Genomic DNA, 22,540 nt, shown 5'->3' on the forward strand with positions numbered 1-22,540 from the left:
TGGAACCTGGGGCAGGATGACAGGAAGGTCTCGATACGGTCCGGGCGCGCCAGGGCGCCCGGATCATCAGAATCAGACGACGGTGAAGAACCGGCCCGGATCCGAGGTCACTTCGTCAAAGGCCACGCCGTGCAGCAGGACGCTGTCGCCCTGGCCAAAGTCGATCAGCGTGCCGGCATCGCCAAGATCGATGGCGAAGTCGGCCACTTCCTCGGCCGATGCCAGGCTGACGCCTTCCAGGCGCGAGGAAATCTGCAGGATGTCGCCATCGGTGAAATCCATGATGACATCCCCGCCCCCCGAAAAGATGAACAGGTCGTCCCCGGCGCCGCCATAAAGGTTGTCGTCGCCCGCGCCGCCATCCAGCGTGTCTTCGCCGCTGTCGCCTTGCAGGAAATCGTCGCCCGCACCGCCCAGCAGCAGGTCGTCCCCTGCGGCACCATAAAGCCGGTCATCCCCGGCGCCGCCTTCCATCGTGTCGCGACCGGCGCCGCCCGACAGGGTGTCGTCGCCCGCGCCGCCCAGCAGCAGATCGTCGCCTGCATCGCCGGTCAGGGCATCGTCGCCCGAGCCGCCCGACAACGTGTCGTCGCCCGCGCCGCCGGACAGAAGGTCGTCGCCCGAACCGCCCAACATCAGATCGTCGCCCGCGCCGCCGGACAGGGTGTCGTTCCCCTCGCCGCCGTCGAGCGTATCATCGCCCGATCCGCCCAGCAGTTGATCCGCCCCCGCCTCTCCCAGCAGGCGGTCGTCGCCCGAGCCGCCGTTCAGAAGATCGTTGCCCGTGCCGCCATAGACGATGTCGTCGCCTGAATTGGCCATGACGGTGTCATTGCCGCCGCCCGCCGTGATGAAGTCCGAGAGCGACGTCCCGAACAGGAAATCGCTGAATGCGCCCCCTGGTATCGTGGCCATGATGAACACTTCCTTGCTGTTGATCTTATGGCGCACAACCTATGCGAAAGCCCGTTAACGGCCGACCGCTAATTACTTAAAATTGCATCCATTTCGGGGGTCGCAGGAAGACGGCCGCTGGATAACATGCAGCCGATGGCCCGGCATGGGCCGGTTCCGGGCAGAAGGCATCGGGTTATTTCAAACTGGAAAAGCACCCATGACGACCTATTCAGACCCCAGTCCCCCCCTTCTGACCGATGGCCCGGCGCAAGTGCCGCCGATCACCGCGAACCTGGCAGAGGCCTTGGCCGCACGGCAGGATCTCCTGGAAGCCGCCATCGCCATCTTCGCCGAAAGCCTGGCCTCGGGCCTGTGGCTGGGCGGGGCTGGCGACGATGCGATCAAAACCGGCATCGGCAACCACATCCTTGCCGGCTTTGCGGGCAATGATTCCCTTCATGGCGGCGCGGGATGGAACCTGCTCATCGGCGGCGCGGGCGACGATGTGCTGGATGTCCGCTGGGCCAGCGATCCGGCACGCGGGGGACTGTCCTATGCCGACTGGTCGGCGGCCAAGCGCGTCTCGTCGGACTGGCTGTTCGGCGGGGCAGGAAACGACGCGCTGTTCGGTTCCTTCGGATCGGACCTGATGCATGGCGGGACCGGGAACGACACGCTTGACGGTCAGGACGGGGACGACATCCTGTTCGGGGGGGCGGGCAACGACCTTCTGGAAGGGGATGCGGGGCGTGATGTCCTGTCGGGCGGCGACGGCCGCGACACGCTGGACGGCGGGCTGGGCAACGACCTGATGTCGGGCGGGGACGGAAACGACCGCCTGAACGGCGGCAACGGCAACGACACCATGGACGGCGGCACGGGGAACGACACCATCCATGGCGGCTTTGGCGACGACAGCATCCAGGGCGGAAGCGGCAACGACTGGGTGGACACCGGCGGGGGCGACGACATCGTGGACCTGGGCGACGGGAACGACTTCGTCGCCGCCGTGGAGGATTTCGGCCGCGGCGACGATGTGCTGCTGGGCCGGGCAGGCAACGACACGCTGCACGGTGGCCGCGGCAATGACATGCTGGATGGCGGCACCGGGGACGACGTGCTGAACGGCGGGGCGGGCGACGACTTCCTGACAGGCGGCAGCGGGGCGGATGTGTTCCAGTTCCGCAGCAGCCACGGAACCGACATTATCGCCGATTTCGGCCTGGACGACCGCCTTGTCCTGACCAGCAGCATCAATGGCCAGACAATCGACCTTGCATCCCTTGCGGACCGGATGCTGGATCTTGGCGATGCGACCCTGCTTGACCTTGGGAAGGGAAATGGCGCCATCTTCCTGAACCAGGATCCCGACACGCTGGCCCAACTTTTGCAGACGAGAGTCGATTTCTGGTAGCCGCGCCCCCGATCCCCGCCTGCCGAAACATGGTCGGATGCGCTTGTCGAAGGCGCATCCGGCCATGAACCGCTCAGAGGCCTGCCAGGATGTCGATCGTCCCCGTGGGTTCACGCTGCCGGCCAGACTTGTGGGCCGGCAGGGAAACAAGGCGGCGACCGCAAGGATCGGGCAGGATCGGCCGCAAAAGGCAGTTCTTGAAAGGCCCTGCCAAAATCCCGTGATTTCAACTTCATCCATCATCACGGGGCTTGACCTGCAGCAGGACTGAGGCAAGATTTTCCTGTGCGATGGACGTTTGGTGGTCTGGATACCAGGGGATGTCGTGATGGATACCTATCTTTCCGCAGCGCGGGATCTGGTGGTCGAGGGGATGCGCGAAAGCCGGGTCGCGCTTTCTGCGGATCTCGAATACCACCTCGCCTCGACCCTGGCACGCTACATGCATCGCCCCCTTGCGCCCGACCGGCTGACAGTCAGGCTGATGGACGCCGCCAGCCGCCGCGCCCGACAGGGTCAATCGCGCCAGATCGGCGACGAATGCCTGATTTCCTGTGCCTTCTTTTCGGCCCGGCTGGTGCGGCAAGGGGGAACCATCGTCCACTATGCCGGCCTGGGGCAAGCCGCCTATGCGGTGGCCGGGATGCCGGACATCGCCAGCGGCTTTCCCGACATGCTGGATGTCCTGCAAGCAAGCCGCCCGCAGGTCGAGGAACGGCGCCTCTCCCGGGTCGATGGCACCGGCGCCACGCCGGAAGCCGACGGGGACGACCGCAAGATCCTGATCATCTCGTCAAGGTTCAGGCACTGACATCCCAGGCCCCCGACCAACCGCCGATCCTTCCTGCAAGGACGGTCCTGCCATCACAGGGCAGAAGAACTTCCCGTGACGCGGTTCCGACCGGCATTCTTGCTGCGGTAAAGCATCAGGTCGGCGTCCCGGAGCCAGCGTTCGGACAAGGCACCCCGCGCCGGACGACCGGCCGCGACGCCCAGGCTGATCGTCACCGATCCCGCGACACGCGATCCTGCATGGGGGATCGCCAGGGCTTCAACGCCGGCGCGAATTGATTCCGCCACGGCCATGCCCCCGGCCAGATCCGGGCCGTTCAGGATGCAGGCGAATTCCTCGCCGCCATAGCGGGCGGCAAGATCGCGTCCGCGGCGCATGTGCCGGTCAAGCACATCGGCGACGCGCTGGAGGCAACGGTCGCCCTCGGGATGGCCGTAAAGATCGTTGAACTGCTTGAAATGGTCGATATCCAGCAGGATCAGCGCCAGATTGCCGCCATCCCGGCCCGTCTGGCGCAATTCCTGTTGCAGGCGCTGTTCCAGCAGGCGGCGGTTGCCGAGACCCGTCAGATGGTCCTGCATCGCCAATCCGGCAAGCTGGTCGCGCATCCGCTTCATCTGGACATGGTTACCCACGCGCTGCCGCAGGGCGCCGGGCTGAAAGGGCTTGGTCACATAGTCGATGGCCCCGGCGGACAGGCCCAGCAACTCGGCCTCGGGGGTCTGGAGACTGGTGGTGAAGATGACCGGAACATCCGAAAGGGCCGGATCCTGCTTGAGCAGCCTGCACAGATCATAGCCGTTCAGGCCCGGCATCATGACATCCAGCAGGATCAGGTCCGGTCCGGCGGCCTGGGCCACCTCCAGCGCCTGGTGGCCTGACAGGGCAAAGCTGATTTCGTATCCGTCCTCAAGCGCGGCGCTTGCGATCTCGATGTTGAGGATCTCGTCATCGACGATCAGGACAACGGGCTTGGCGGTCATACGGCGATCCCCCGCGCGGGGACGGCGAATTCGGCCTCGATCAGGGCCGAGGCTGCGGCATAGTCCAGCCTTTGCAGGGCCATGTGCAGCGGGTGGGCCTGCCGGGCCGCGTCATCCAGCCGCAATAGATCGGCCAGCCGTCCAAAGCCCTGGCGGGCGGACAGGCTGCGGCGCCGGATCTGATCGCGCAGGGTGTCCAGGGCTTCGGCCAGCATGATCGGATCGGCAGCGGGTTGGATGGAGGCAGGGCGGATCGGGATCGCAGCAGGGCCCGCCGGCCGCAACTGCGCCGCAGCGGCAATCGCATCGGCCAAGGGCGGTCCCAACAGGGCCAGCAGGGCCGCGACATCCCCTTGTCCACCGGGTGACAGGGCCTGTTCCAACCGTCCCGCCGCAGCAGCGACCAAGGGCAGTTCCAGCGAGGCGGCCACGCCCCTGAGGGTATGGGCCAGCCGATGCGCATCCTCGGCCCTGCCCCCGTCCAGCAAGGCGGACAGGTCGTCGCAGGTGCGGGCATGGCTGTCGGCGAAGGACAGGATCAGCCGCAGCAAAAGGTCGCGGTTTCCGTTGACCCGCGCCAGGGCTGCGGGAATGCCGAAGGGCGGCAAGTCGTCGGGCAGGCTGGGCATGGCGGGAACCGCCTGGCGGCCCAGGACCAGCCAGCGTTGCAGCGTGGCGATCAGATGCGCGGGATCGACGGGCTTTGTCAGGTGATCGTCCATCCCTGCGGCCAGGCAGCCCTGCCGTTCCTCGGCAAAGGCATGGGCGGTCATGGCGATGATGGGAAGCTGTGCCGACGACCAGGTCTTGCGGATCTGCCGGGTGGCGGCCATGCCGTCCATTTCTGGCATCTGGATGTCCATCAGGACGGCGCAATAGGCCCCGCCCGCCTGATCCACCATGCGGCAGGCGATGCTGCCGTCGGCGGCGCAATCGACCACCAGCCCGGCATCGGACAGGATCTGGGCGGCGATTTCGCGGTTGATCTCGTTATCCTCGACCAGCAGGACACGCAGCCCTCGCAGGGCAGGCGACAGGCCGGGTCCGTGTGCGGGGGCGTTCCGGATGGGCTGATCCGCGCGCATCAGGGACAACTGGTTCAGCGCCTGCAGCAGGCTTGCTGCATCGATCGGCTTGGCAAGGAACAGATCGACGCCCTTGCCGCTGGCATCCTGCCGCACCTCGTCGATGTCGTAGGAGGTCATCATCAGCACGAAGGGGGCAAAATCCGTGCCCATCACCGCCCGCATGGCATGAAGGGTCTGAAGCCCGTCCATGCCGGGCATCTTCCAGTCCATGATCACAAGATCATGGCGCCGGCCGGCCTGAAGTTCGCGCCTGGCCATCGCCAAGGCGACGCTGCCGCCATCGGCAATGTCGATGGTCATGCCCCATTGCAGGAAGATTTCCTGGATGATCCGGCAGGTGATGGGATTGTCGTCCACCAGCAGGACATGCAGCCGCCTTATCGCTTCCGAAGGCAGGGCATCGGGCAGCACCTGCTGTTCGGGGATCCGCAAGGGCGTCATGACCGTGAAGGTGCTGCCGCGGCCCGGTTCGCTTTCCGCCCGGATCCAGCCGCCCATCTGTTCGACGATCTGGCGACAGATCGCCAGACCCAGGCCGGTGCCGCCGAAGCGGCGCGTGGTCGAGCTGTCGGCCTGCATGAAGGGCGTGAACATCCGGGACAGCTGTTCGGCCGTCATGCCGATGCCATTGTCGCTGATCGACGATTCGATCACCGCGATGTCGCCTTTCCGTTCGACCAGCCGCGCCGCGATGGTGATCGTCCCCTCGCTTGTGAACTTGATGGCATTGCCAAGCAGATTGGTCAGAACCTGGTTCAACCGCGTGATGTCGCCCGACAGCAGCGAAGGGATGCGCGGATCGATGTCGATCTTGATGTCGAGGTTCTTCCTGTGCAGCGGCTCGGACAGAAACTGGACCTGGCGCGACAGCTCGGCACGGGGGTCGAAAACCTCGTCCTCCAGTGTCAGATGCCCGGCCTCGCCTTTCGACAGATCCAGGATGTCGTTCACCAGCCGCAGCAACGTGGTCCCGGCGCTGCTGATCTTGCCGATCTGATCGCGCTGCCGCGCATCCAGCGGCGTGCGCTGGATCAGGTGGCAAAAGCCGATGATCGCGTTGATCGGGGTGCGGATCTCGTGGCTCATGTTGGCAAGGAACATGCCCTTTGCGCGGCTGGCCTGCTCGGCCTCGTGGCTGCGCAGCTTCAGCGTCTCGCTTTGCGCCACAAGCCTTGTGCCCATCCGTTCGATGCGGCGGAAGGATTCGACGACCTTGTCGCTGACCCAGATCAGCACGACCGTCTGGAACAGCACGATCACCGCGTGCAGGGCGACGCGCAGAAGATCGCCCTCGGACGAGAAGACGGCAATCGGCAGGAAATACAGAAGCACCAGGTGATGCAGCGCCGTAACCGTCGCCGCGACGACCAGGGCCGTGCGGTCGAACCAGGCTATGTTCAGCGCGATCATTGCAAAGAAATACATGTGCATGTCCATCTGCCACATGTGACCTTGCAGAAGCAGCAAAAGCAGAGACGGCTGCCCGATCAGCAGCACGGCGGCGACATAGCGCGTCATGGGCGCGGTGCCGGTGCGATACCATGTCACCTGATAGATCGCCGCCATGAACGCGCCGATCAGCATGGCACCCGCCACCGGCATGGCCCCGGTCAGCAACGCGACGATGCCCAGAAGCGGAACATGGCACCAGAAGACCAGCACCAGCAGTTGGCCGAAACGCTGCCGCAGGTGGTTCAACTGGTCGGTCATCGCCCGCGCCCCCCGCCCGCCGACCCGCAGCCCGCAAAGCCCGCGGTCGGCAGCACAAGCCAGGCGCCCTGCGCCCGCGCAGCGACGGGGAAATCCACATCCTCGGACCAGGCGACGGCGATGTTGGGCAGGAAGCCCGACGCGACCAGCCCGGCCCCGGCGCGGTGAATCCCATCCGCGACGCCCGCCCTGTCCGTCCAGGGGGCGGCGATCACCACATATTGCCCCCTGCCCTCGCCCAAGGTCAGGGCAAGCAGCACCAGGACCGGAAGCCCCAGAAGGGCCACGGCCGCGGCTGGCCAAAGGCTGGCAAGCGTCGGCCGTTCAGGGGCCTTGTTCCCCGTCTGGAAGCCGGCCGAGGGATGCGGAAGGTCGGACACGTCGTTACCCTGACAAGAAGCGGTTTTCTTGAACATAGGGAACCATAGCTGCCGTTACGTTTATCAACGCGCCAAAAGCAGCTTAATTTTTAAACAATGAAAAGACAGTTGGTTGCAAAGTGCCTGGCAGGAAGGAAATGCGCTGCCATCTTCATGCCCGGCGCGACCCCGGGACATGACCGGCCGCAGATGGTGCTGCGGCCGGCCGATCATCATTCCCCCGCGGCCCGCGTGTTGCGGTTCCAGCGGATCGAGGACCACAGCGACACGCCGATCAGCGCGGCGCCGCCCAGGCCGGTGATGACCTCGGGGATGTGGACGAAGGATTGCAGGAACATGATCACCGACAGGGCGATGATCGCATAGAAGGCGCCATGTTCCAGATAGCGGTACTGCGCCAGCGTGCCCTTTTCGACCAGCATGATGGTCATGGAGCGCACATACATGGCGCCGATCCCCAGGCCGATGGCGATGATGAACAGGTTCTGGGTCAGCGCGAAGGCCCCGATCACGCCGTCGAAGCTGAAGGACGCGTCCAGAACCTCGAGGTAAAGGAACGCCCCCAGGCCGCCCTTGGCCCCGGCCGCCAGGGCTTCCTGGCTGCTGTCCAGCAGGCCGCCCAGAACCTCGACCAGAAGAAAGGTCAGAAGGCCCCAGATCGCGGCCCTGAAGAAGATCTGCGATTCGACCGGATCCAGGAAGCGCGAGAAGATCAGGATCAGCGACAGCACCACCGCAACCTCGATCCCGCGGATCGTGGCGTATTTCTGCATCTTGGCTTCCAGCCAGCGGACCCAGTGGACGTCCTTTTCATGGTCGAAGAAGAAGGACAGACCCACCATCATCAGGAAGGTGCCCCCGAAGGCCGCGATGGGCAGGTGGGCGTCGTGCATGATCCTGGCGTATTCCTCGGGCCGCGCGGCGGCCAGCACCATGGCATCCCACGGCCCGATCTTGGCGGCGATCACCACGATCAGCAGCGGAAAGACGATCCGCATCCCGAAGACGGCGATCAGGATGCCCCAGGTCAGGAAACGCCGCTGCCATTCCGGCGTCATTTCCTTCAACTTGTTCGCGTTTACGATCGCGTTGTCGAAGGACAACGAGATTTCCAGGACGGCCAGCACCGCGCAGATGAAGAAGATGGTCAGCATTCCGCCAACCGTGCCGGTCATCTGCCAGCCCAGAAAGGCGCCCAGGATCAGGCCCAGGGCAGTGACGATGAAGGCCCAGGTGAAATAGTGAAGGGTCGGCCGCGTATCTGCGCCGAGGCCAGAGGAAGGGAGTCCGTTTTCCATGAGAAAAGGTCCAGGCGGCTGGTTCAGGATCAGTGCCGACATCACGAATGTGCCGCCACATCCGCCAGAGGGACCCGGTCACCCAGTCTGCATCCGCCCGGCGGATAACGCGCATTTGAAGGATGTTGGGCCTTCACGCAAGTGTCTTATGCCCGCAAGCGGCAGAAACGGCCCGATCCTGCCGGGCCGTTGCCTTGTTCCAAAGCGGTTCGCCAGCCGCAGGCCATGCGGCACGCCTTTGGCCCGCAGCCCTTCTTATCGGATGCGGCGCGAGGGCCGCGCATGGCTGCGGCGGTCGTTCCGGCCCAGCAGCGCCACCGCGACCACGGCGACGGCCGCGCCGATGGCGACCTTTCGGGCAAGACCGCCCCTGTTGTACTGCCATTCGGCCCCCAGGCCCATTTCGGCGGGAACGTTGGGGACACGGCCCCGGCCAAGATCCTGGGCCAAGCCCTCGATCATGTTGATGCGGTCGGCACCCAGCAGCATCAGCCAATGCCGCCAATCCGATTCGCTGAAGCCGAAGGCCGCCCGGCGGACCATGCCGCTGATCCCCGACGGGGGCGAGGATGTGCCGAAGACCGCGGGGCGGCGGTTATGTTCCATGGATTGCAGCAACTCGACCTCGGGGCGCTGCAAGGGCGGGCGCTTCCAGGCCATGTGCGTTTCGGTATCGGCGGATCGGTCGCGCATCGGATAGGTCGGATCGTTCCGGGGGTCGGCATCGACCCCCCAGCCGTTCACGGTGGCAGGGTCGATCGTCTGGCTGGAATTCTGCTTCATCCTGTGCGTCCTTTCAGCGTCCGCCATTGGGATAGAGAACGGGCTTGATGCATTCATCGAGCTTGGAGGAAAAAAGATGATAGGCGTCGGGCAGATCCTCCAGCGGCACCCGGTGGGTGATCATGGCCTTGGGGTCGATCCGGCCTTCGCGCACATGTTCGATCAGCCGGGGCAGCAGCCGCTTGACCGAGGCCTGGTTGGCCCGGATCGTGATGCCCTTGTTCAGGACATTGCCCATGGGAACCATGTTGCCGGTCGGTCCATAGACGCCGACGATGGACACCACGCCACCCTTCTTGACGGAGTTGATCGCCCAGTGAAGGACGATGGCCGAACCCGCTTCGATCTTCATCTTCTTGCCCAGGACCGTGCGCAAGGGACTGCCCGAGGCGTCGCCGCCCACGGCATCGATGCAGACATCCGCGCCCAGCGAATCCGTCTGCTTCTTGATGAACACCGCCATGTCGTCGATGGACTTGAAGTTATAGACCTCGGCCGGGCAGTACCGGCGCGCGAAATCCAGGCGGTAATCCAGGTGGTCGATCACGATCACCCGGCCCGCGCCGAACAGCCAGGCGCAACGCGCGGCCATGATGCCCACCGGGCCCGCGCCGAAGACGACAACGGTGTCGCCCTTCTGGATGCCGCCCATCTCGGCCGCCTGGTATCCCGTGGGCACCACATCGGTCAGCAGCACCGCGTCGTCGGGATCCATCCAGCCGGGGATCAGCGTCGGCCCGACATCGGCATAGGGCACGCGCACATATTCCGCCTGCCCCCCGTCATAGCCGCCCGCCGTGTGCGAATAGCCGAAGATGCCCCCGACCGCCGTGGCCTGGGGGTTGGCCTCGTGGCAGTTGCCGAACAGGCCCTGCTTGCAGAAATGGCATTGTCCGCAGGCGATGTTGAAGGGGACCAGCACATGATCGCCGGGCTTCAGGTTGGCGACCTCGGACCCGACCTCCTCGACGATGCCGCAGAATTCGTGGCCGAAGGTCGTCCCGATCCGGGTGTCGGGCACCATCCCGTGATACAGGTGCAGATCCGATCCGCAGACGCAGGACCGGGTGACGCGAACGATGGCATCGCGCGGATGATGGATCATGGGGTCGCGCTTGGAACTGACCCGCATACGGCGCGGGCCGCGATAATCGGCAGCTAGCACGGCAATTCTCCTCGCAGACTGCCGGGGCAACATCCGCCGGGGGACAGTTGTTCCAATCCGGGGGCAAAAGCGGGCGGCAGATGAACAAAGATCAAACGCGGGAACATTGCGATGATCCTGCGGTTGAACGGCTTGCATGGGGAAAAGCCGGAAGTGGCACTGCGACCCGGTCGCGACGCCACGATGTCCAGCCCGCGCAACGGCATCATTTCTGAAGGACGCGATGGCCATCCGCCATTGCAGGAGGATTTTCGACATGGGTATCGGGACAAGACTGGAGGGAACCGCGGTTCTGTTGGTCGAAGGCGACGTCCGGCTTGCGGCCCGTGCCCATCATGCGCTGTGCAAGGCGGGCGCCCAGGTCATCGGCCCGGCGGCACGGGAAGACCAGGCGATTGCCCTGATCGAAAGCCGGTCGCTGTCCTGCGCGATCCTCGAGATCGGCCTGGGCCAGGGGGTGCGGTTCAAGGTGGCGGATGCCCTTCGGGCGCGCGGCCTGCCCTTCGTCTTCATGACCGCGCATGACGACGTGATGATCCCGCGCCGTTTCGACGACATCGGCCGCATCCGCAAACCTTCGGGCTTCCGCCTGGCTGTCGAGGCGATCGCCTTGATGTGTCCCGCACCGCCCGCCTGGATGTCGCAGGCGCCGATGACCCCCGAGAAGGCCCTGGGCCGCATCGCCGGGCCGCGGGCCCAGCTTGCCCTGCCGGGCGGGATGCGCATGCCTGCCGATGTGGTCCTGCCCGACGCGCTGCCTTCGGACGCGGTCCGGATGGCGCATGACGATCTTGCGCTGCCCCCCATGCGCCCCGGCATGACCAGCCGGCCCGCAGCGTAAGGCCGCCCGGCCCCTCGGCCAGCGGGTTCGAACAGCCCGTGGCGCGCCTTTACCGCGATCATGTGCAGCCCTTTGCCCACCAGGTCACGACCGACGTCCTGGGCAATGTCAGCGCCGTCATCAATCCCGACGCGGCGTTCCGCTTCATGTATGCCGGCCACATGGGCAGGCTGGATCTGGGCAAGGGGCCGGGGATCTCTCGGGGGGTCAATACCAACCCGGTGGTCTTCGACATGCTGATCGCATCCGCGCAGGACCGGGCCATCCCTTTCCAGCGCTAGGCGACCGGCGTCATCTCGGTGCCCCTGCACTACATGTACACCCCGTCCGAGGTGGTCTGCCTGGACGACATCGGGGCGACGATCGACCTGGCCCACGAATTCTGCCGTCTGCGCCCGGACGTCGATCTCAGGCCGGTCTAGAAAGCCCGGCCAAGCTCTATGGATCGTCTGTGCAGGGCGTCATGCCAGCGCCACCACAAGCGCGAGGCATTCCTTGTCGCCCTGCCCTCGATAGCTGTGCAGAAGGCTGGGATCGAAGGACATGGCATCCCCCTCGCCAAGCGTCACCGTTTCCTCGTCCACGACCACCGCAAGGCTGCCCTCGATCACATAGATCATCTCCTCGACCCCATGCTGGTGGGGTTCGGAGGGAGGCGCACCGGAAGGGAAATGGGCCAGAAACGCCTCCATCCGTCGCTCTGCCAAGGGATAGTCGAGGCTTTCGAACAGATAGGACGCCGGCGAGGTGCCGCCCGGGATGGCCAGGCGGATGCGTTCGTCCCTGCGCGTCACGGCGATCCTCGCCTCGGTCTTCTTGAAGAAGTAGTCCAGATCGACCCTGAACACCAAGGCGATCCGCAGCAGCGTGGGCAAGGTGGGAAAGACCTGCCCCCGTTCGATCTTGGACAGCATGGCAGGCGAAAGGCCGGTATGTTCCGCAAGCTGGACCAGCCCCAGCTTCTTCCGCAGGCGCAGTTCCCGCATCCGCGGTCCGATGCGGTATTTTTCCAGTTCTTCCGTCAACGTATCCGACATGGCACCCCCGGACATCTTTCACCCCAGGATAATGATCGAAGCTTCGTTTTCCCGTCAAGAAAAACCGATTTCTCATCATGACAATTTGATTGGGCTGAAAATGCTTTGTCACGTTATGAACATGCCACGGACCTTCGTGACGCTTTTGCAACCAAGGAGACGACCATGAAAATGATGCCCGCCATTGCTGCCGCCCTGATCGGTTTTGCTGCCGTGCCCGCCTTTGCCGCTGAAAAGGATATCGTCGACACGGCCGTGGAGGCCGGTACCTTCAACACCCTTGCCCAGGCCTTGGAGGCTGCCGATCTGGTGGAAACGCTGAAGGGCGAAGGCCCCTTCACCGTCTTCGCCCCCACCGACGAGGCCTTTGCCAAGCTTCCCGCCGGCACGGTGGAAACCCTGCTGCAGCCCGAGAACAAGCAACAGCTTGTGGACGTGCTGACCTATCACGTCGTGCCGGGCGAAGTGATGGCGGCCGACGTGGTCGGACTCGACGAAGCCCCGACAGTCAACGGCAAGATGATCGACGTGCAGGTCGATGGCAGCGCCGTCAAGGTGAACGAGGCGAATGTCACCGCGACCGACGTGGCCGCCAGCAACGGCGTCATTCATGTCATCGACCAGGTGATCCTGCCGCCGGAAAGCTGATCTCGGCAGGCGATACAGGCCCGTTACCGGGTCATGGGACGGAGAGGGGCGCTTCCCTCTCCGTTCGTCGTTCAAGGCGCGATAACCGCAGTCGGGCGCGGGAGGCGAAGTTCGCCGGCTGAGGCCGCTGCCATCGGACAGGGCTTCTTGATCCCGGCGTTCCCAGACCCGCAGGCCCAGCCCAGGTCACCCCGCGAAAAGCGAAAAGATCCCGATCGCCAGCGATCCGACGGCAATGACGGCGCCGCCTATGGCGACTGCGGCAAGCCAGCCGGAATGAGTGGGTGGAGGCGCGGCCATGGCAGATACCGCCGTTTCAATCCGCAGCTGGACAAGTTCCAGCCGTTCCTGGAACGTCTGGCGGCCCTGTTCGGCCGATGCCAGGTTCCGCTGCAAATCACTGATATCGTCGCGCAGATCCGCCAGTTCCCCCAGGATGCGGCCAAGCGCCCGCTTTTCGGCCGAGATCGTCCGGGCGGCATTGGCGACCGGCTGCAACACCAGTTCAGCCCCGTCCTGTGATCTGGCCTTGACCGCGACCGTGAACTCCATCCCCTCCTCCAGCGGCGGATCGAAGGCGAAGGCGAAGCCATAGGCTCCGGTCCCGACCGCCTGGCGTTCCAGGTCCTTGCGCGGGCGGTTGGCGGTCACGGTCCCGATCAGCCTTCCTTCGCGGCGGATTTCGACGGTGGCATTGCGGGCGGGATCGGTCCGGTCGATCACCCAGCCCGCCACCCGGTCGGCGCGCAGGACATCCACCACGCCGTAAAGCAGCGGTTCCCTGGTAGCTGGCGGAATGGGTGTCTGGTCGGTCATGCGGCGAATCCTGCGGCGATGCGGCTGAAAACATGCCTAGAGGATGCCCCTTAAGATAGGGTTTACGGCCTTGCGTCATCGGCTCGTGCCCCTGCGGATCAGGAACAAAAGCCGCCCCGGCATCGTTTTGCCTGTCCGTGGCCGGCCGTCCCGGTGGCCGCTGGCTGAAGGAACACCCGGAGGAAAACCATGGCCCAGGACAAGGACATCCAGACGACCCGCGACGATCGCCCCCCGAAGAACGAGGGCGTCCTGCCGGACGGCGTGCGGGGAACGACGCGGGACACCGGACACACCGTTCCCGCCGACGAACACGCGGGATACAGGGATCCGACCAAGCCGGAACTGCGCAAGCCGTCGTCAGAACTTTGATGACCATGGTCCCGGTCAAGCCGGGGCCATGACGATCCCCATCGGTTATTCCTGCGCGCGCAGCACGCGGGCGGGGCGGGCCGACAGGGGACGAAGGGCAAAGACCAGGCCCGCGGCCAAGGTGGCCAGCACGCCCCCGGCAATGACCGCCAGCGCGGATCCGGGGGCAAAGCGATAGTCCAGTTCCATCACCTGCGTCAGGATCGCCCAGGCTGACAGGGCGGCGACCAGAACCGCGACCAGCCCGGCCGCCGCGCCCATCAGCGCAGATCGCAGGGCAAAGCTTGCCAGCACCGTGGCCCGCGTGGCGCCCAGGGTCTTCAGCACAGCCGCCTCGAATACGCGGGCGCGTTCGCCTGCCGCCGCAGCGCCAATCAGCACGACAAAGCCCGTCGCCAGCACCGCAAGCGCCGCAAGCGACGTGGCGGATGCAAGGGCGCCCATCGCCTCGGCCACGCGGTCGGCCACGTCGCGCACGCGGATGGCGGTGACGTTCGGAAAGGCCGTGCCGATATCGCGCAGGATCGCGGCTTCGGATGCGGGGTCGGTGTGGACGGTGGCGATATGGGTCTGGGGGGCGCCGGCCAGGGCGGCGCTGTCGAAGATCATCACGAAGCCGATCCCGCCGCTGCGGAAATCTAGGCGCCTGAAATTCGCGACGGTGCCGGTGATGTCGCGGCCCAGGATGTTCACCGTCACGCGGTCGCCCAGCGACAGGCCGATCTCTGCGGCCTCGTCCGCGCCAAAGCTGATCAGCGGGGGGCCAGCGTAATCCTCGGGCCACCACTCGCCGGCGGTCAGTTCGGTGCCGGGGGGCGGCGCGGCGGCGTGGCTGACGCCCCGGTCGCCTCGCAGCACCCAATGGTCGCCCCAGTCGCGGGCGGGAATGTCGTTGATGGCGGTGACGATCCCGCGCAGCGAGGGCGCGGTATCGACAGCCCCCACGCCCGGATCGCCGTCCAGCCGGTCAAGAACGCCCGCCAACTGGTCGGGCTGGATGTCGATGAAGAAGAAGGACGGCGCCTGGTCGGGCAGTTCGGCCGCGATGGCGCGGCGCATGTTGGCGTCGATCTGGCCCACCGTCGCCAGCACCGACAGGCCCAGCCCTAGCGACAGGACGACTGCCGCCACGCCTTCGCGCGGATTGCCGACGGCCGCCACCGCCAGCCGCAGCACGGGGCGTCCGCGCAGGGCGGGCTGGCGCGCCAGCCGCCGGGCAAGGGCGCGCAATCCCCGCGCCGCCAGCCACAGTGCCGCAAGCACCGCGACCACCCCACCCGCCACCGACAAGGCCAGCCACGGCAACGAGGCCAGCGACGCCGCCGTTCCGATCAGCGCCAGCACCGCAGCCGCCAGCGCCGCCAGATGCCGCTTGCGGGGCCAGGTGCACACATCGGCACCGATGCCCCGGAACAGGGCAGCCGCACGCACCCGTTCGACGCGGGCCAGCGGCAGCAGGGTGAAGATCAGCGCGGTCAGGATGCCATAGGCCCCGGCCTCGGCCAGGGGGGCGATATGAAGCGTGAACTCGGCCGGGATCGACAGGCGCGATTGCAGCCAGGGGGCTGCGGCCAGGGGCGCAAGCCCCCCCAGGACCAGCCCTGCAAGAACCCCCAGCAGGGTCAGTGCGCCGATCTGGAGGAAATAGATCGCGAAGATCGTCCGCCCTTCGGCCCCCAGGGTCTTCAGCGTGGCAATGACCGGGGTTTTCGTGTCCAGATAGCTGCGCACCGCCGCCGACACGCCCACCCCGCCCACGGCCAGCCCGGCAAGACCCACCAGGACCAGGAACGATCCCAGCCGTTCGACAAAGGTTTCCACCCCTGGCGCGCCCCGGCGGCTGTCGCGCCATCGCATCCCGGCATCGAAATACTGGGTCGCTTCGGCCCGAAGCCCATCGAGGCTGTCGCCCGGACGCAACGTCAGGCGATAGCTGGATTCGAACAGCGTGCCCGGCGACAGCAGACCCGAATCCGCCAGCGCCCGGGTGGCGACAAGCGTGCGCGGCCCAAGGCCGAAGCTGCCGCTTAGCGCGTCGGGTTCGCGGGTCAGCGCGGCGGTCAGCACGAAATCCTGCACCCCCAGGCGAAAGCGGTCGCCGATCCGCAAGCCCAGCCGGTCGATCAGAAGCGGATCCATCGCCGCCCCCGGCAGACCGTCGCGGCCTGCCAGGACCTCGGCCACGGTCAGGGGAGGCTCGAACATGGCCTGCCCCCGCAGCGGCCAGGCATCGTCGATGCCCTTCACCTGGGTCAGGGCGCGATCCTCGCCCACCACGGCCATCGACCGGAAATCCACCACCTCGGACACCTGCCGGGCATGGTCCGCCATCCAGTCGCGTTCGGCATCGGTGGCAAGGCGATAGGTCAGGCGCAGCGCGGCGTCGCCCCCCAGCAGCACCGACCCCTGCCGCGCAAGCCCCGATTCAAGCGCCGCGCGCACCGATCCAACTGCGGCGATGGCCCCCACGCCCAGCGTCAGGCACAGAAGAAAGATCCAGAAGCCCGCCAGGCCGCCCCGCAATTCGCGCCGAGCGATGCGCCAGACGGGCGTCATTGGGCCGCCTGCTGCTGACGATCCTCGCCTTCGATCCGGCCGTCGCGCAGGCGCAGCACCCGGTCGCAGCGCAGCGCCAGATCGGACGCGTGCGTGACCAGAACCAGGGTCGCCCCGTGCCGGTCGCGCAAACCGAACAGCGAATCCATGATCGCCTCTCCAGTGGTGCCGTCCAGATTGCCCGTGGGTTCGTCCGCCAGAAGGATCGCGGGCCGGGGCGCGGCCGCGCGGGCCAGCGCCACCCGCTGCTGTTCGCCACCCGACATCTGCGCGGGATAATGGTCCATCCGCGCGCCCAAGCCTACGGCCCGCAATTCATCCGCCGCGCGGTCGAAGGCGTCGGGCTGGCCCGCCAGTTCCAGGGGCGTGGCGACGTTTTCCAGCGCGGTCATCGTCGGGATCAGGTGAAAGGACTGGAAGACCACGCCCATCCGGCCGCGCCGGAACCGGGCAAGCGCGTCTTCGTCCAGCGCAGTCATGTCATGGCCCAGGGCCTGCACCGTGCCGCCGGTCGCCCGTTCCAGGCCGCCCATCAGCATCAGCAGGGACGACTTGCCCGAGCCGGACGGCCCGACCAGGCCCAGAGTCTCGCCCCGGTGGACATCCAGCGAAATGCCCCGCAAGATCGCGACCGGCCCGGCATTGCCCTGCAGGGTCAGGTGGACATCCCTCAGCGACAAAACCGGACCCATCATGACCATTCTTCCCCTATACCTGCATTTCCTGCCATCTAAGCCTTGGCGGCGCGCGAACAAGCCAGGCTGGCGCGGGATCTTCCTGGCGCTCGGCCTGCTGGCCGCGCCCGTGGCTGCCTCGGCCCAGGAGCCGTTTCGGCTGGTGGCGCTTGGGGATTCGCTGACCCAGGGCTATGGCCTGCCCGCCGATCAGGGGCTGGTGCCGCGATTGCAGGACTGGCTGCAAAAGGCCGGCCATGACGTGATCGTGATCAACGCAGGCGTCAGCGGGGACACCACGGCGGGCGGATTGTCGCGGCTGGACTGGACGCTGGCCGATGAACCCGACGCGATGATCGTGGCGCTTGGCGGCAACGACCTGCTGCGCGGCATCGACCCGGCGACCAGCCGCGCGAACCTGGACGCGATCCTGACGCGCCTGAAGGCCGAAGACGTGCCTGCGATGCTGGTCGGCCTGTCCGCCCCCGGCAATTTCGGGCCCGAGTTCCAACGGGATTTCGCGGCCATGTTCCCGGAAGTCGCGCAACAGCATGGCGCGGCGCTGTATCCCGACCTGCTGGCGCCCATCACGGAACGATACAAGTCGGGTGAAAGCCTGGAGGATCTGATGCAGGACGACGGCCTGCATCCCGATGCCGCCGGTGTCCAGGCCATCGTCGAGGCCCTGGGTCCGGCCGTCGATGCCTGGCTGGACGGGATCGACCATTGACGCCCCTTTCGACCTGCCCCTGTTCCTGAAGGGTCCCGCAGGCATCGCAAGGGCATGTCGCCCTATTGGATGCCGCGGCCGACCCGCGCCAGCAGGATCACCGGCAGGATGCCCACCACGACGATGGCCAGGGCCGCGATGGCGGCTTCCTCATAGGTGCCGCGGGCGGCTTCCCCGTAAAGATGCGTGGCCAGCGTTTCAAAGTTCAAGGGCCGCAGCAGCAGCGTCGCGGACAGTTCCTTCATGCAATCCACGAACACCAGCAACCCGCCCGCAGCCAGGGCCGCCCTGGAAAGCGGCAGGTGGACATGGCGCAGCGTGCCGCCGATCCCATGTCCCAGGGTGCGCGCCGACTGGTCATAGCTGCGCGGGATCCGGCTGAGCCCCGCCTCGACCGAACCGATCGAGATCGCAAGGAAGCGCGCAAGATAGGCATAGCCCAGCGCCAGCCCCGATCCGATCAGCACCAGACCGGGATCCACCCCCAGCCCGTCCTTGATCATCCGGCCGATCCAGCGGTCGAACCCCCCGGCCGCGATCAGGATACCAAGCGCCAGGATCGTGCCCGGCATGGCATAGCCCAGCGACGCCATCCGGTGAACGGCCTGCATTCCCCGCTGCGGAAAGAGGCGCGCCGTATAGGCCACGACAAGGCCGCAAAGCAGCACGGCGACAGTCGCCAGGGCGGACAGGGCAAAGGTGTTCCACGCCTCGGTCACAAGGCGGGCGGACAGGCCGGCGAACTGGAACCGTTCCCAAGCCTCGATCGCCAGATGGCTGGCGGGCAGGATGAAGCCCAGCAGCACCGGAAGCAGGCAAAGGCCCGTGGCCATCCAGCGGGCTGTGCCCCTCAGCGGCTGGCGGGACATGCTGCGGGCGCGCTGCGCGCTGACGGAATAGCGCTGCTTCCGGCGCGCCCAGCGTTCCAGGGTGATCAGCGCGACCACCAGCACCAGCATCGCCAGCGCGATCTGCGCGGCCCCCGCCAGGTCGGATCGCGTGACCCAGGTGGTATAGACCGAGATCGTCAGCGAACGGACGCCCAGGAATTCGGATGCGCCGATGTCGTTCAGCGTCTCCATCAGGGCCAGGCTGACGCCAACGGCAATGGCCGGACGCGCCAGGGGCAACGCGACACGCCACAGGATATGGCGCCGGGGCGTGCCAAGGGTATGGGCCACCTCGACCAGGTTCGCGGCCTGGGTCATGAACATCGCCCGCACCGGCAGATAAACGTAAGGATACAGCACAAGGCCCAGCAGCAGGATCGCCCCGGTCATGGACCGGATGTCGGGCAGGCGGAAATCGCGCGGGCTGTCAAAGCCCAGCACCGCCCTGATCGCCGACTGGAACGGTCCCAGGGGGTGCAGCATGTCCAGATAGGCATAGGCGATGATATAGGTCGGCACGGCCAGCGGCAGCAGCAACGCCCATTCCAGCGAACGGCGGCCGGGAAAGTCATATGCGGTGACCAGCCAGGCAATGCCCGTGCCGATCGCGGCGGTCAGAAAACCCACGCCCGCCATCAGGATCAGCGTCTGGCCCAAGGCATGGGGAAGAACGTGGCGGGACAGATGGGACCACAAGCCTTCGGAACCCTGGGCCGCCTGCCAGGCCAGGGCCAGGATGGGCACCAGGGTCAGCGCCGCGATCAGCACGCTTGCCATGGCCCAAGCCCCCCCGCGCGGGCGCAGGAGGGCGGAGGCCGCGGCGAATGCCACGGCGGACAAGGGGCGGCGGGGGGATTCCCCGCCCCGCGCGTCAGTTGTCGAAGCCGACACGGTCAACCAGTTCGCTGACTTCCTTGCGGTTCGTCACGATTTCGGTCAGCGGGGTCGGGTCAACCTGCAATTCGCCGAAGGACGCGATGATCGGATCGACCGCGGCACCGGGCTTGACCGGATATTCGAAATTCGCCTCGGCATAGATCTTCTGCGCCTCGTCCGAGACCAGGTATTCCAGCAGTTGCACGGCCTGTTCGCGGTTCGGTGCGTGCTTGGCGACGGCCGCGCCGCTGATGTTCACATGGGTGCCGCCATCCTCGAAGGTCGGAAGGATCACCTTGATCGCATCGCCCCAGGCGCGCTGTTCGTCGCCGCCCCGACCCGACTGCATCAGGCCGACGTAATAGGAATTCGCAATGGCGATATCGCAGATGCCGCCCAGGATGTCCTTGGCCCCGTCGCGGTCGCCGCCGCCCGCCTGCCGTGCCAGATTGGCCTTGAGGCCGGTCAGCCATTCCTCGGTCTGCGCCGCGTCATGATGGGACATGAAGGCCGAGAAAAGCGCCGTGTTATAGGGATGCTGGCCCGACCGGATGCAGATGCGGCCCTTCCATTCCGGGTCGGCCAGGCTTTCATAGGTGATCTGGTCCACGTCCAGATCCTTGGCCGCATAGATCACCCGGGCGCGCATCGACAGGGCGAACCACTGGTTCTCGGGATCGCGCAGGTTTTCCGGGACGGCCGCTTCCAGGACCTCGGAATCGACTGGCTGGGTCAGTCCCTTGTCCGCAAGGTCGGCCAGATTGCCGGCATCGACCGCCATCAGCAGATCCGCCGGAGAGCTTTCGCCCTCGGAGGCCACGCGTTCCGCCAGCCCGTCCTTGAGGAAGACCGTGTTCACCTTGATGCCCGTGGACTCGGTAAAGGCAGCCAGCAGAGGCTCGACAAGGCCCGGCTCTCTCGAAGTGTAGAGGTTCAGCTCCTGGGCCTGGGCCGCGCCCATGGCGGCAAGCATGGTGGTGGATGCCAGGGCGATGCGAATGACGACCGGTGCAGTTTTCATGTGACCTCTCGAAAACCTGTGAATCTGTCCAAGGGGGTCATATGTCAGGCAGCGCGGGTTAGTCTAGTTTTTTCGTCAACTTTGTACGGCCGGATGGCTTTCGCCTTCGGGGTCGTCCGGGAAGACATGGATCTGGGCGCCGTTCAGCTGCAGGCTGACCTTCTCGCCGACCGCCATCGGGATGCGCACATGGGAATGCATCCGCAACGTCTGGGCAAGCGGATGGACCATGATGTCGATCTGTTCGCTTTCCCCCGTGAAGGTCTTGCCCATGATCCGGGCCGAGATGCCCTGCCCGTCGGGACCGATAGACAACGCCTGGGGGCGGATGCAGGCAAGCGCCAAGGCCCCATCGGGCAAGTCCAGGTCGCCCAGGAAGGTGCCGATGGGCGTCTCGATCCGCCCCTTGGACCAGATGCCCGTCAGGCGGTTGCAGGGTCCCATGAATTCGGCCGCATAGGCCGAGCAGGGCTGGTCATAGATCTGGAACGGCGTGCCGGCCTGTTCGATCCGTCCATCGCGCATCAGCACAATCAGGTCGCCCACGGCAAGGGCCTCTTGCGGGTCATGGGTGACCATGATGGCCGTGGTGCCGGTCTTGCGCAGGGTGTCGACCGTTTCCCGGCGCACCCGTTCCCGCAGGCCCTGGTCCAGGTTCGAAAACGGCTCGTCCATCAGCAGAACGGCCGGCTGCGGCGCAAGCGCGCGGGCCAGGGCCACCCGCTGCTGTTCGCCCCCGGACAGGGAATGGGGATAACGGTCAAGCAGATGCGCCAGGCCGATCCGTTCGACGACCTCGACCACGCGCTCCCGACGCTGTTGCCGGGACAGATGACGCAGGCCGAAGGCCAAATTGTCAGCGACGGTCAGATGGGGAAATAGGGCATAATCCTGGAACATGAACCCGATCCGGCGGTTTTCGGGTTCGACGAAATGCCCCGGACCGGCCACCTCCGTTCCGCCCAGGAAGATGCGGCCGCCAGGATCGGGACGATCCACGCCGGAAATGATCCTGAGCAGCGTCGATTTGCCACACCCGGATTGCCCCAGAAGGCAGGTGATCCTGCCAGGAGGGATCGCAAGCGAGATGTCCGACAAGACAGCCCGGCCATCGAAATGCCGCGACACATGTTCAAGTTCAAGCGTATATGCCGGATCGGCAATCATGCATGGCCTTCCAGTTTCATCCGGCTACAATGCCCAGGGCGACAGCCTCACCATCGGTGCTATCCGATCGGGCAGATATTCTCCAGCCCGATGGGACAGCTGGATCGGCGGTGACATCGCTGTCCTGCGCTGCCGTATCTCGAACTGTCCGGCGGCACGGATGGTGCGCGACCAAGGCCGGAGCGGCCTTCTGAAGGGAAGCCTCGACGTCGCAGGATGCTGCTGTTCGACCCTGCAAACGATGAAAGCCAAGATGGAAGAACTGGAGACCGCCAGAGGTCTGCCTTTTGGAAGACTTAGCGGAGAACCTGAAGCCGCCCGTCCTGCGCCATTACTCTAAGTTCGTAGAGTTCTACCGCGCGAAGATCTCTGGGATTTGGCTGATGCCTGCCGCTTCGGCA

General features: G+C 65.9%; 21 protein-coding genes. 7 read left to right on the forward strand and 14 right to left on the reverse strand.

Translation table 11 applies throughout. The features are described 5' to 3' along the window. Nucleotides 1-72: 72 nt before the first annotated feature. A complete protein-coding gene (locus tag CK944_RS07660) occupies nt 73-915 on the reverse strand; it encodes a calcium-binding protein (RefSeq protein WP_103172493.1) in 843 nt (280 codons plus the stop codon). A 199-nt stretch (nt 916-1,114) separates the two neighbouring features. Here CK944_RS07660 and CK944_RS07665 point away from each other — a divergent pair, with 199 nt between their 5' ends. Further along, entirely contained in the window at nt 1,115-2,311 is a 1,197-nt protein-coding gene (locus tag CK944_RS07665; protein WP_103172456.1) for a calcium-binding protein, read from the forward strand. Nucleotides 2,312-2,639: 328 nt separating this feature from the next. Next, a complete protein-coding gene (locus CK944_RS07675) occupies nt 2,640-3,122 on the forward strand; it encodes a hypothetical protein (protein WP_239985996.1) in 483 nt (160 codons plus the stop codon). Between the two features lie 53 nt (nt 3,123-3,175). Here CK944_RS07675 and CK944_RS07680 read toward each other — a convergent pair whose 3' ends face one another. From CK944_RS07680 to CK944_RS07705, 6 genes are all read right to left on the reverse strand, one after another. Continuing rightward, entirely contained in the window at nt 3,176-4,087 is a 912-nt protein-coding gene (locus CK944_RS07680) for a diguanylate cyclase (protein WP_103172459.1), read from the reverse strand. After that, nucleotides 4,084-6,885 (reverse strand): response regulator, encoded by a 2,802-nt coding sequence (locus CK944_RS07685; RefSeq protein WP_103172460.1) that lies wholly within the window; start codon nt 6,883-6,885, stop codon nt 4,084-4,086. Before CK944_RS07685 ends, CK944_RS07680 begins: the two co-directional genes overlap by 4 nt. Next, on the reverse strand, nt 6,882-7,265 hold the full coding sequence (locus CK944_RS07690) for a hypothetical protein (RefSeq protein ID WP_103172461.1): 384 nt from the start codon (nt 7,263-7,265) through the stop codon (nt 6,882-6,884). The genes CK944_RS07685 and CK944_RS07690 overlap by 4 nt, the downstream gene beginning before the upstream one ends. A gap of 212 nt (nt 7,266-7,477) precedes the next feature. Beyond that, entirely contained in the window at nt 7,478-8,563 is a 1,086-nt protein-coding gene (locus tag CK944_RS07695; RefSeq protein ID WP_103172494.1) for a DUF475 domain-containing protein, read from the reverse strand. A gap of 255 nt (nt 8,564-8,818) precedes the next feature. Next, the gene (locus CK944_RS07700; protein ID WP_103172462.1) at nt 8,819-9,346 is read right to left on the reverse strand and encodes a hypothetical protein; all 528 of its coding nucleotides are present in this window, start codon (nt 9,344-9,346) and stop codon (nt 8,819-8,821) included. A gap of 13 nt (nt 9,347-9,359) precedes the next feature. Further along, nucleotides 9,360-10,511: a zinc-dependent alcohol dehydrogenase gene (locus tag CK944_RS07705; protein WP_103172463.1), complete on the reverse strand. Its 1,152-nt coding sequence runs from the start codon at nt 10,509-10,511 to the stop codon at nt 9,360-9,362. 256 nt (nt 10,512-10,767) lie between these two features. Here CK944_RS07705 and CK944_RS07710 point away from each other — a divergent pair, with 256 nt between their 5' ends. Together CK944_RS07710 and CK944_RS07715 are read left to right on the forward strand one after the other, a co-directional pair. Further along, a complete protein-coding gene (locus CK944_RS07710; RefSeq protein WP_146038622.1) occupies nt 10,768-11,352 on the forward strand; it encodes a hypothetical protein in 585 nt (194 codons plus the stop codon). 38 nt (nt 11,353-11,390) lie between these two features. Continuing rightward, nucleotides 11,391-11,633, forward strand: coding sequence for a hypothetical protein (locus CK944_RS07715; protein ID WP_103172465.1), 243 nt, complete (start codon nt 11,391-11,393; stop codon nt 11,631-11,633). Between the two features lie 180 nt (nt 11,634-11,813). Here CK944_RS07715 and CK944_RS07720 read toward each other — a convergent pair whose 3' ends face one another. Next, on the reverse strand, nt 11,814-12,389 hold the full coding sequence (locus tag CK944_RS07720; RefSeq protein WP_103172466.1) for a helix-turn-helix domain-containing protein: 576 nt from the start codon (nt 12,387-12,389) through the stop codon (nt 11,814-11,816). A gap of 165 nt (nt 12,390-12,554) precedes the next feature. Here CK944_RS07720 and CK944_RS07725 point away from each other — a divergent pair, with 165 nt between their 5' ends. Beyond that, nucleotides 12,555-13,037 carry a fasciclin domain-containing protein gene (locus CK944_RS07725; RefSeq protein WP_103172467.1) on the forward strand — a complete coding sequence of 161 codons (483 nt, stop codon included), beginning with the start codon at nt 12,555-12,557 and terminating at the stop codon, nt 13,035-13,037. Between the two features lie 186 nt (nt 13,038-13,223). Here the strand turns inward: CK944_RS07725 and CK944_RS07730 are convergent, their stop codons facing one another. Then, complete coding sequence (locus CK944_RS07730; protein WP_103172468.1) at nt 13,224-13,853, reverse strand: hypothetical protein; 630 nt, start codon at nt 13,851-13,853, stop codon at nt 13,224-13,226. Between the two features lie 189 nt (nt 13,854-14,042). Here CK944_RS07730 and CK944_RS07735 point away from each other — a divergent pair, with 189 nt between their 5' ends. Continuing rightward, nucleotides 14,043-14,225 (forward strand): hypothetical protein, encoded by a 183-nt coding sequence (locus tag CK944_RS07735; RefSeq protein WP_103172469.1) that lies wholly within the window; start codon nt 14,043-14,045, stop codon nt 14,223-14,225. A 45-nt stretch (nt 14,226-14,270) separates the two neighbouring features. On the opposite strand, the gene CK944_RS07740 is transcribed toward CK944_RS07735, so the two are convergent. Both CK944_RS07740 and CK944_RS07745 read right to left on the reverse strand, forming a co-directional pair. Next, complete coding sequence (locus tag CK944_RS07740) at nt 14,271-16,781, reverse strand: ABC transporter permease (protein WP_103172470.1); 2,511 nt, start codon at nt 16,779-16,781, stop codon at nt 14,271-14,273. Then, nucleotides 16,778-17,476 carry an ABC transporter ATP-binding protein gene (locus tag CK944_RS07745; protein WP_103172471.1) on the reverse strand — a complete coding sequence of 233 codons (699 nt, stop codon included), beginning with the start codon at nt 17,474-17,476 and terminating at the stop codon, nt 16,778-16,780. The genes CK944_RS07740 and CK944_RS07745 overlap by 4 nt, the downstream gene beginning before the upstream one ends. Between CK944_RS07745 and CK944_RS07750 the strand changes: the two genes are divergently transcribed. Then, nucleotides 17,475-18,185, forward strand: a complete 711-nt coding sequence (locus CK944_RS07750) for an arylesterase (RefSeq protein ID WP_103172472.1) — start codon at nt 17,475-17,477, stop codon at nt 18,183-18,185. The two genes, CK944_RS07745 and CK944_RS07750, sit on opposite strands and share 2 nt — an antisense overlap. Nucleotides 18,186-18,247: 62 nt before the next feature. Here CK944_RS07750 and CK944_RS07755 read toward each other — a convergent pair whose 3' ends face one another. The 3 genes from CK944_RS07755 to CK944_RS07765 all read right to left on the reverse strand — a co-directional run bounded on the left by CK944_RS07755 (nt 18,248) and on the right by CK944_RS07765 (nt 22,139). Then, entirely contained in the window at nt 18,248-19,852 is a 1,605-nt protein-coding gene (locus CK944_RS07755) for an iron ABC transporter permease (protein WP_103172495.1), read from the reverse strand. A gap of 94 nt (nt 19,853-19,946) precedes the next feature. Next, nucleotides 19,947-20,972, reverse strand: coding sequence for a Fe(3+) ABC transporter substrate-binding protein (locus CK944_RS07760; RefSeq protein WP_103172473.1), 1,026 nt, complete (start codon nt 20,970-20,972; stop codon nt 19,947-19,949). A 75-nt stretch (nt 20,973-21,047) separates the two neighbouring features. Continuing rightward, nucleotides 21,048-22,139 (reverse strand): ABC transporter ATP-binding protein, encoded by a 1,092-nt coding sequence (locus CK944_RS07765; RefSeq protein WP_103172474.1) that lies wholly within the window; start codon nt 22,137-22,139, stop codon nt 21,048-21,050. Between the last annotated feature and the right edge of the window lie 401 nt (nt 22,140-22,540).

It is taken from the genome of Paracoccus sp. SY, from assembly GCF_002901215.1.
GTDB classification, from domain to species: domain Bacteria; phylum Pseudomonadota; class Alphaproteobacteria; order Rhodobacterales; family Rhodobacteraceae; genus Paracoccus; species Paracoccus acridae.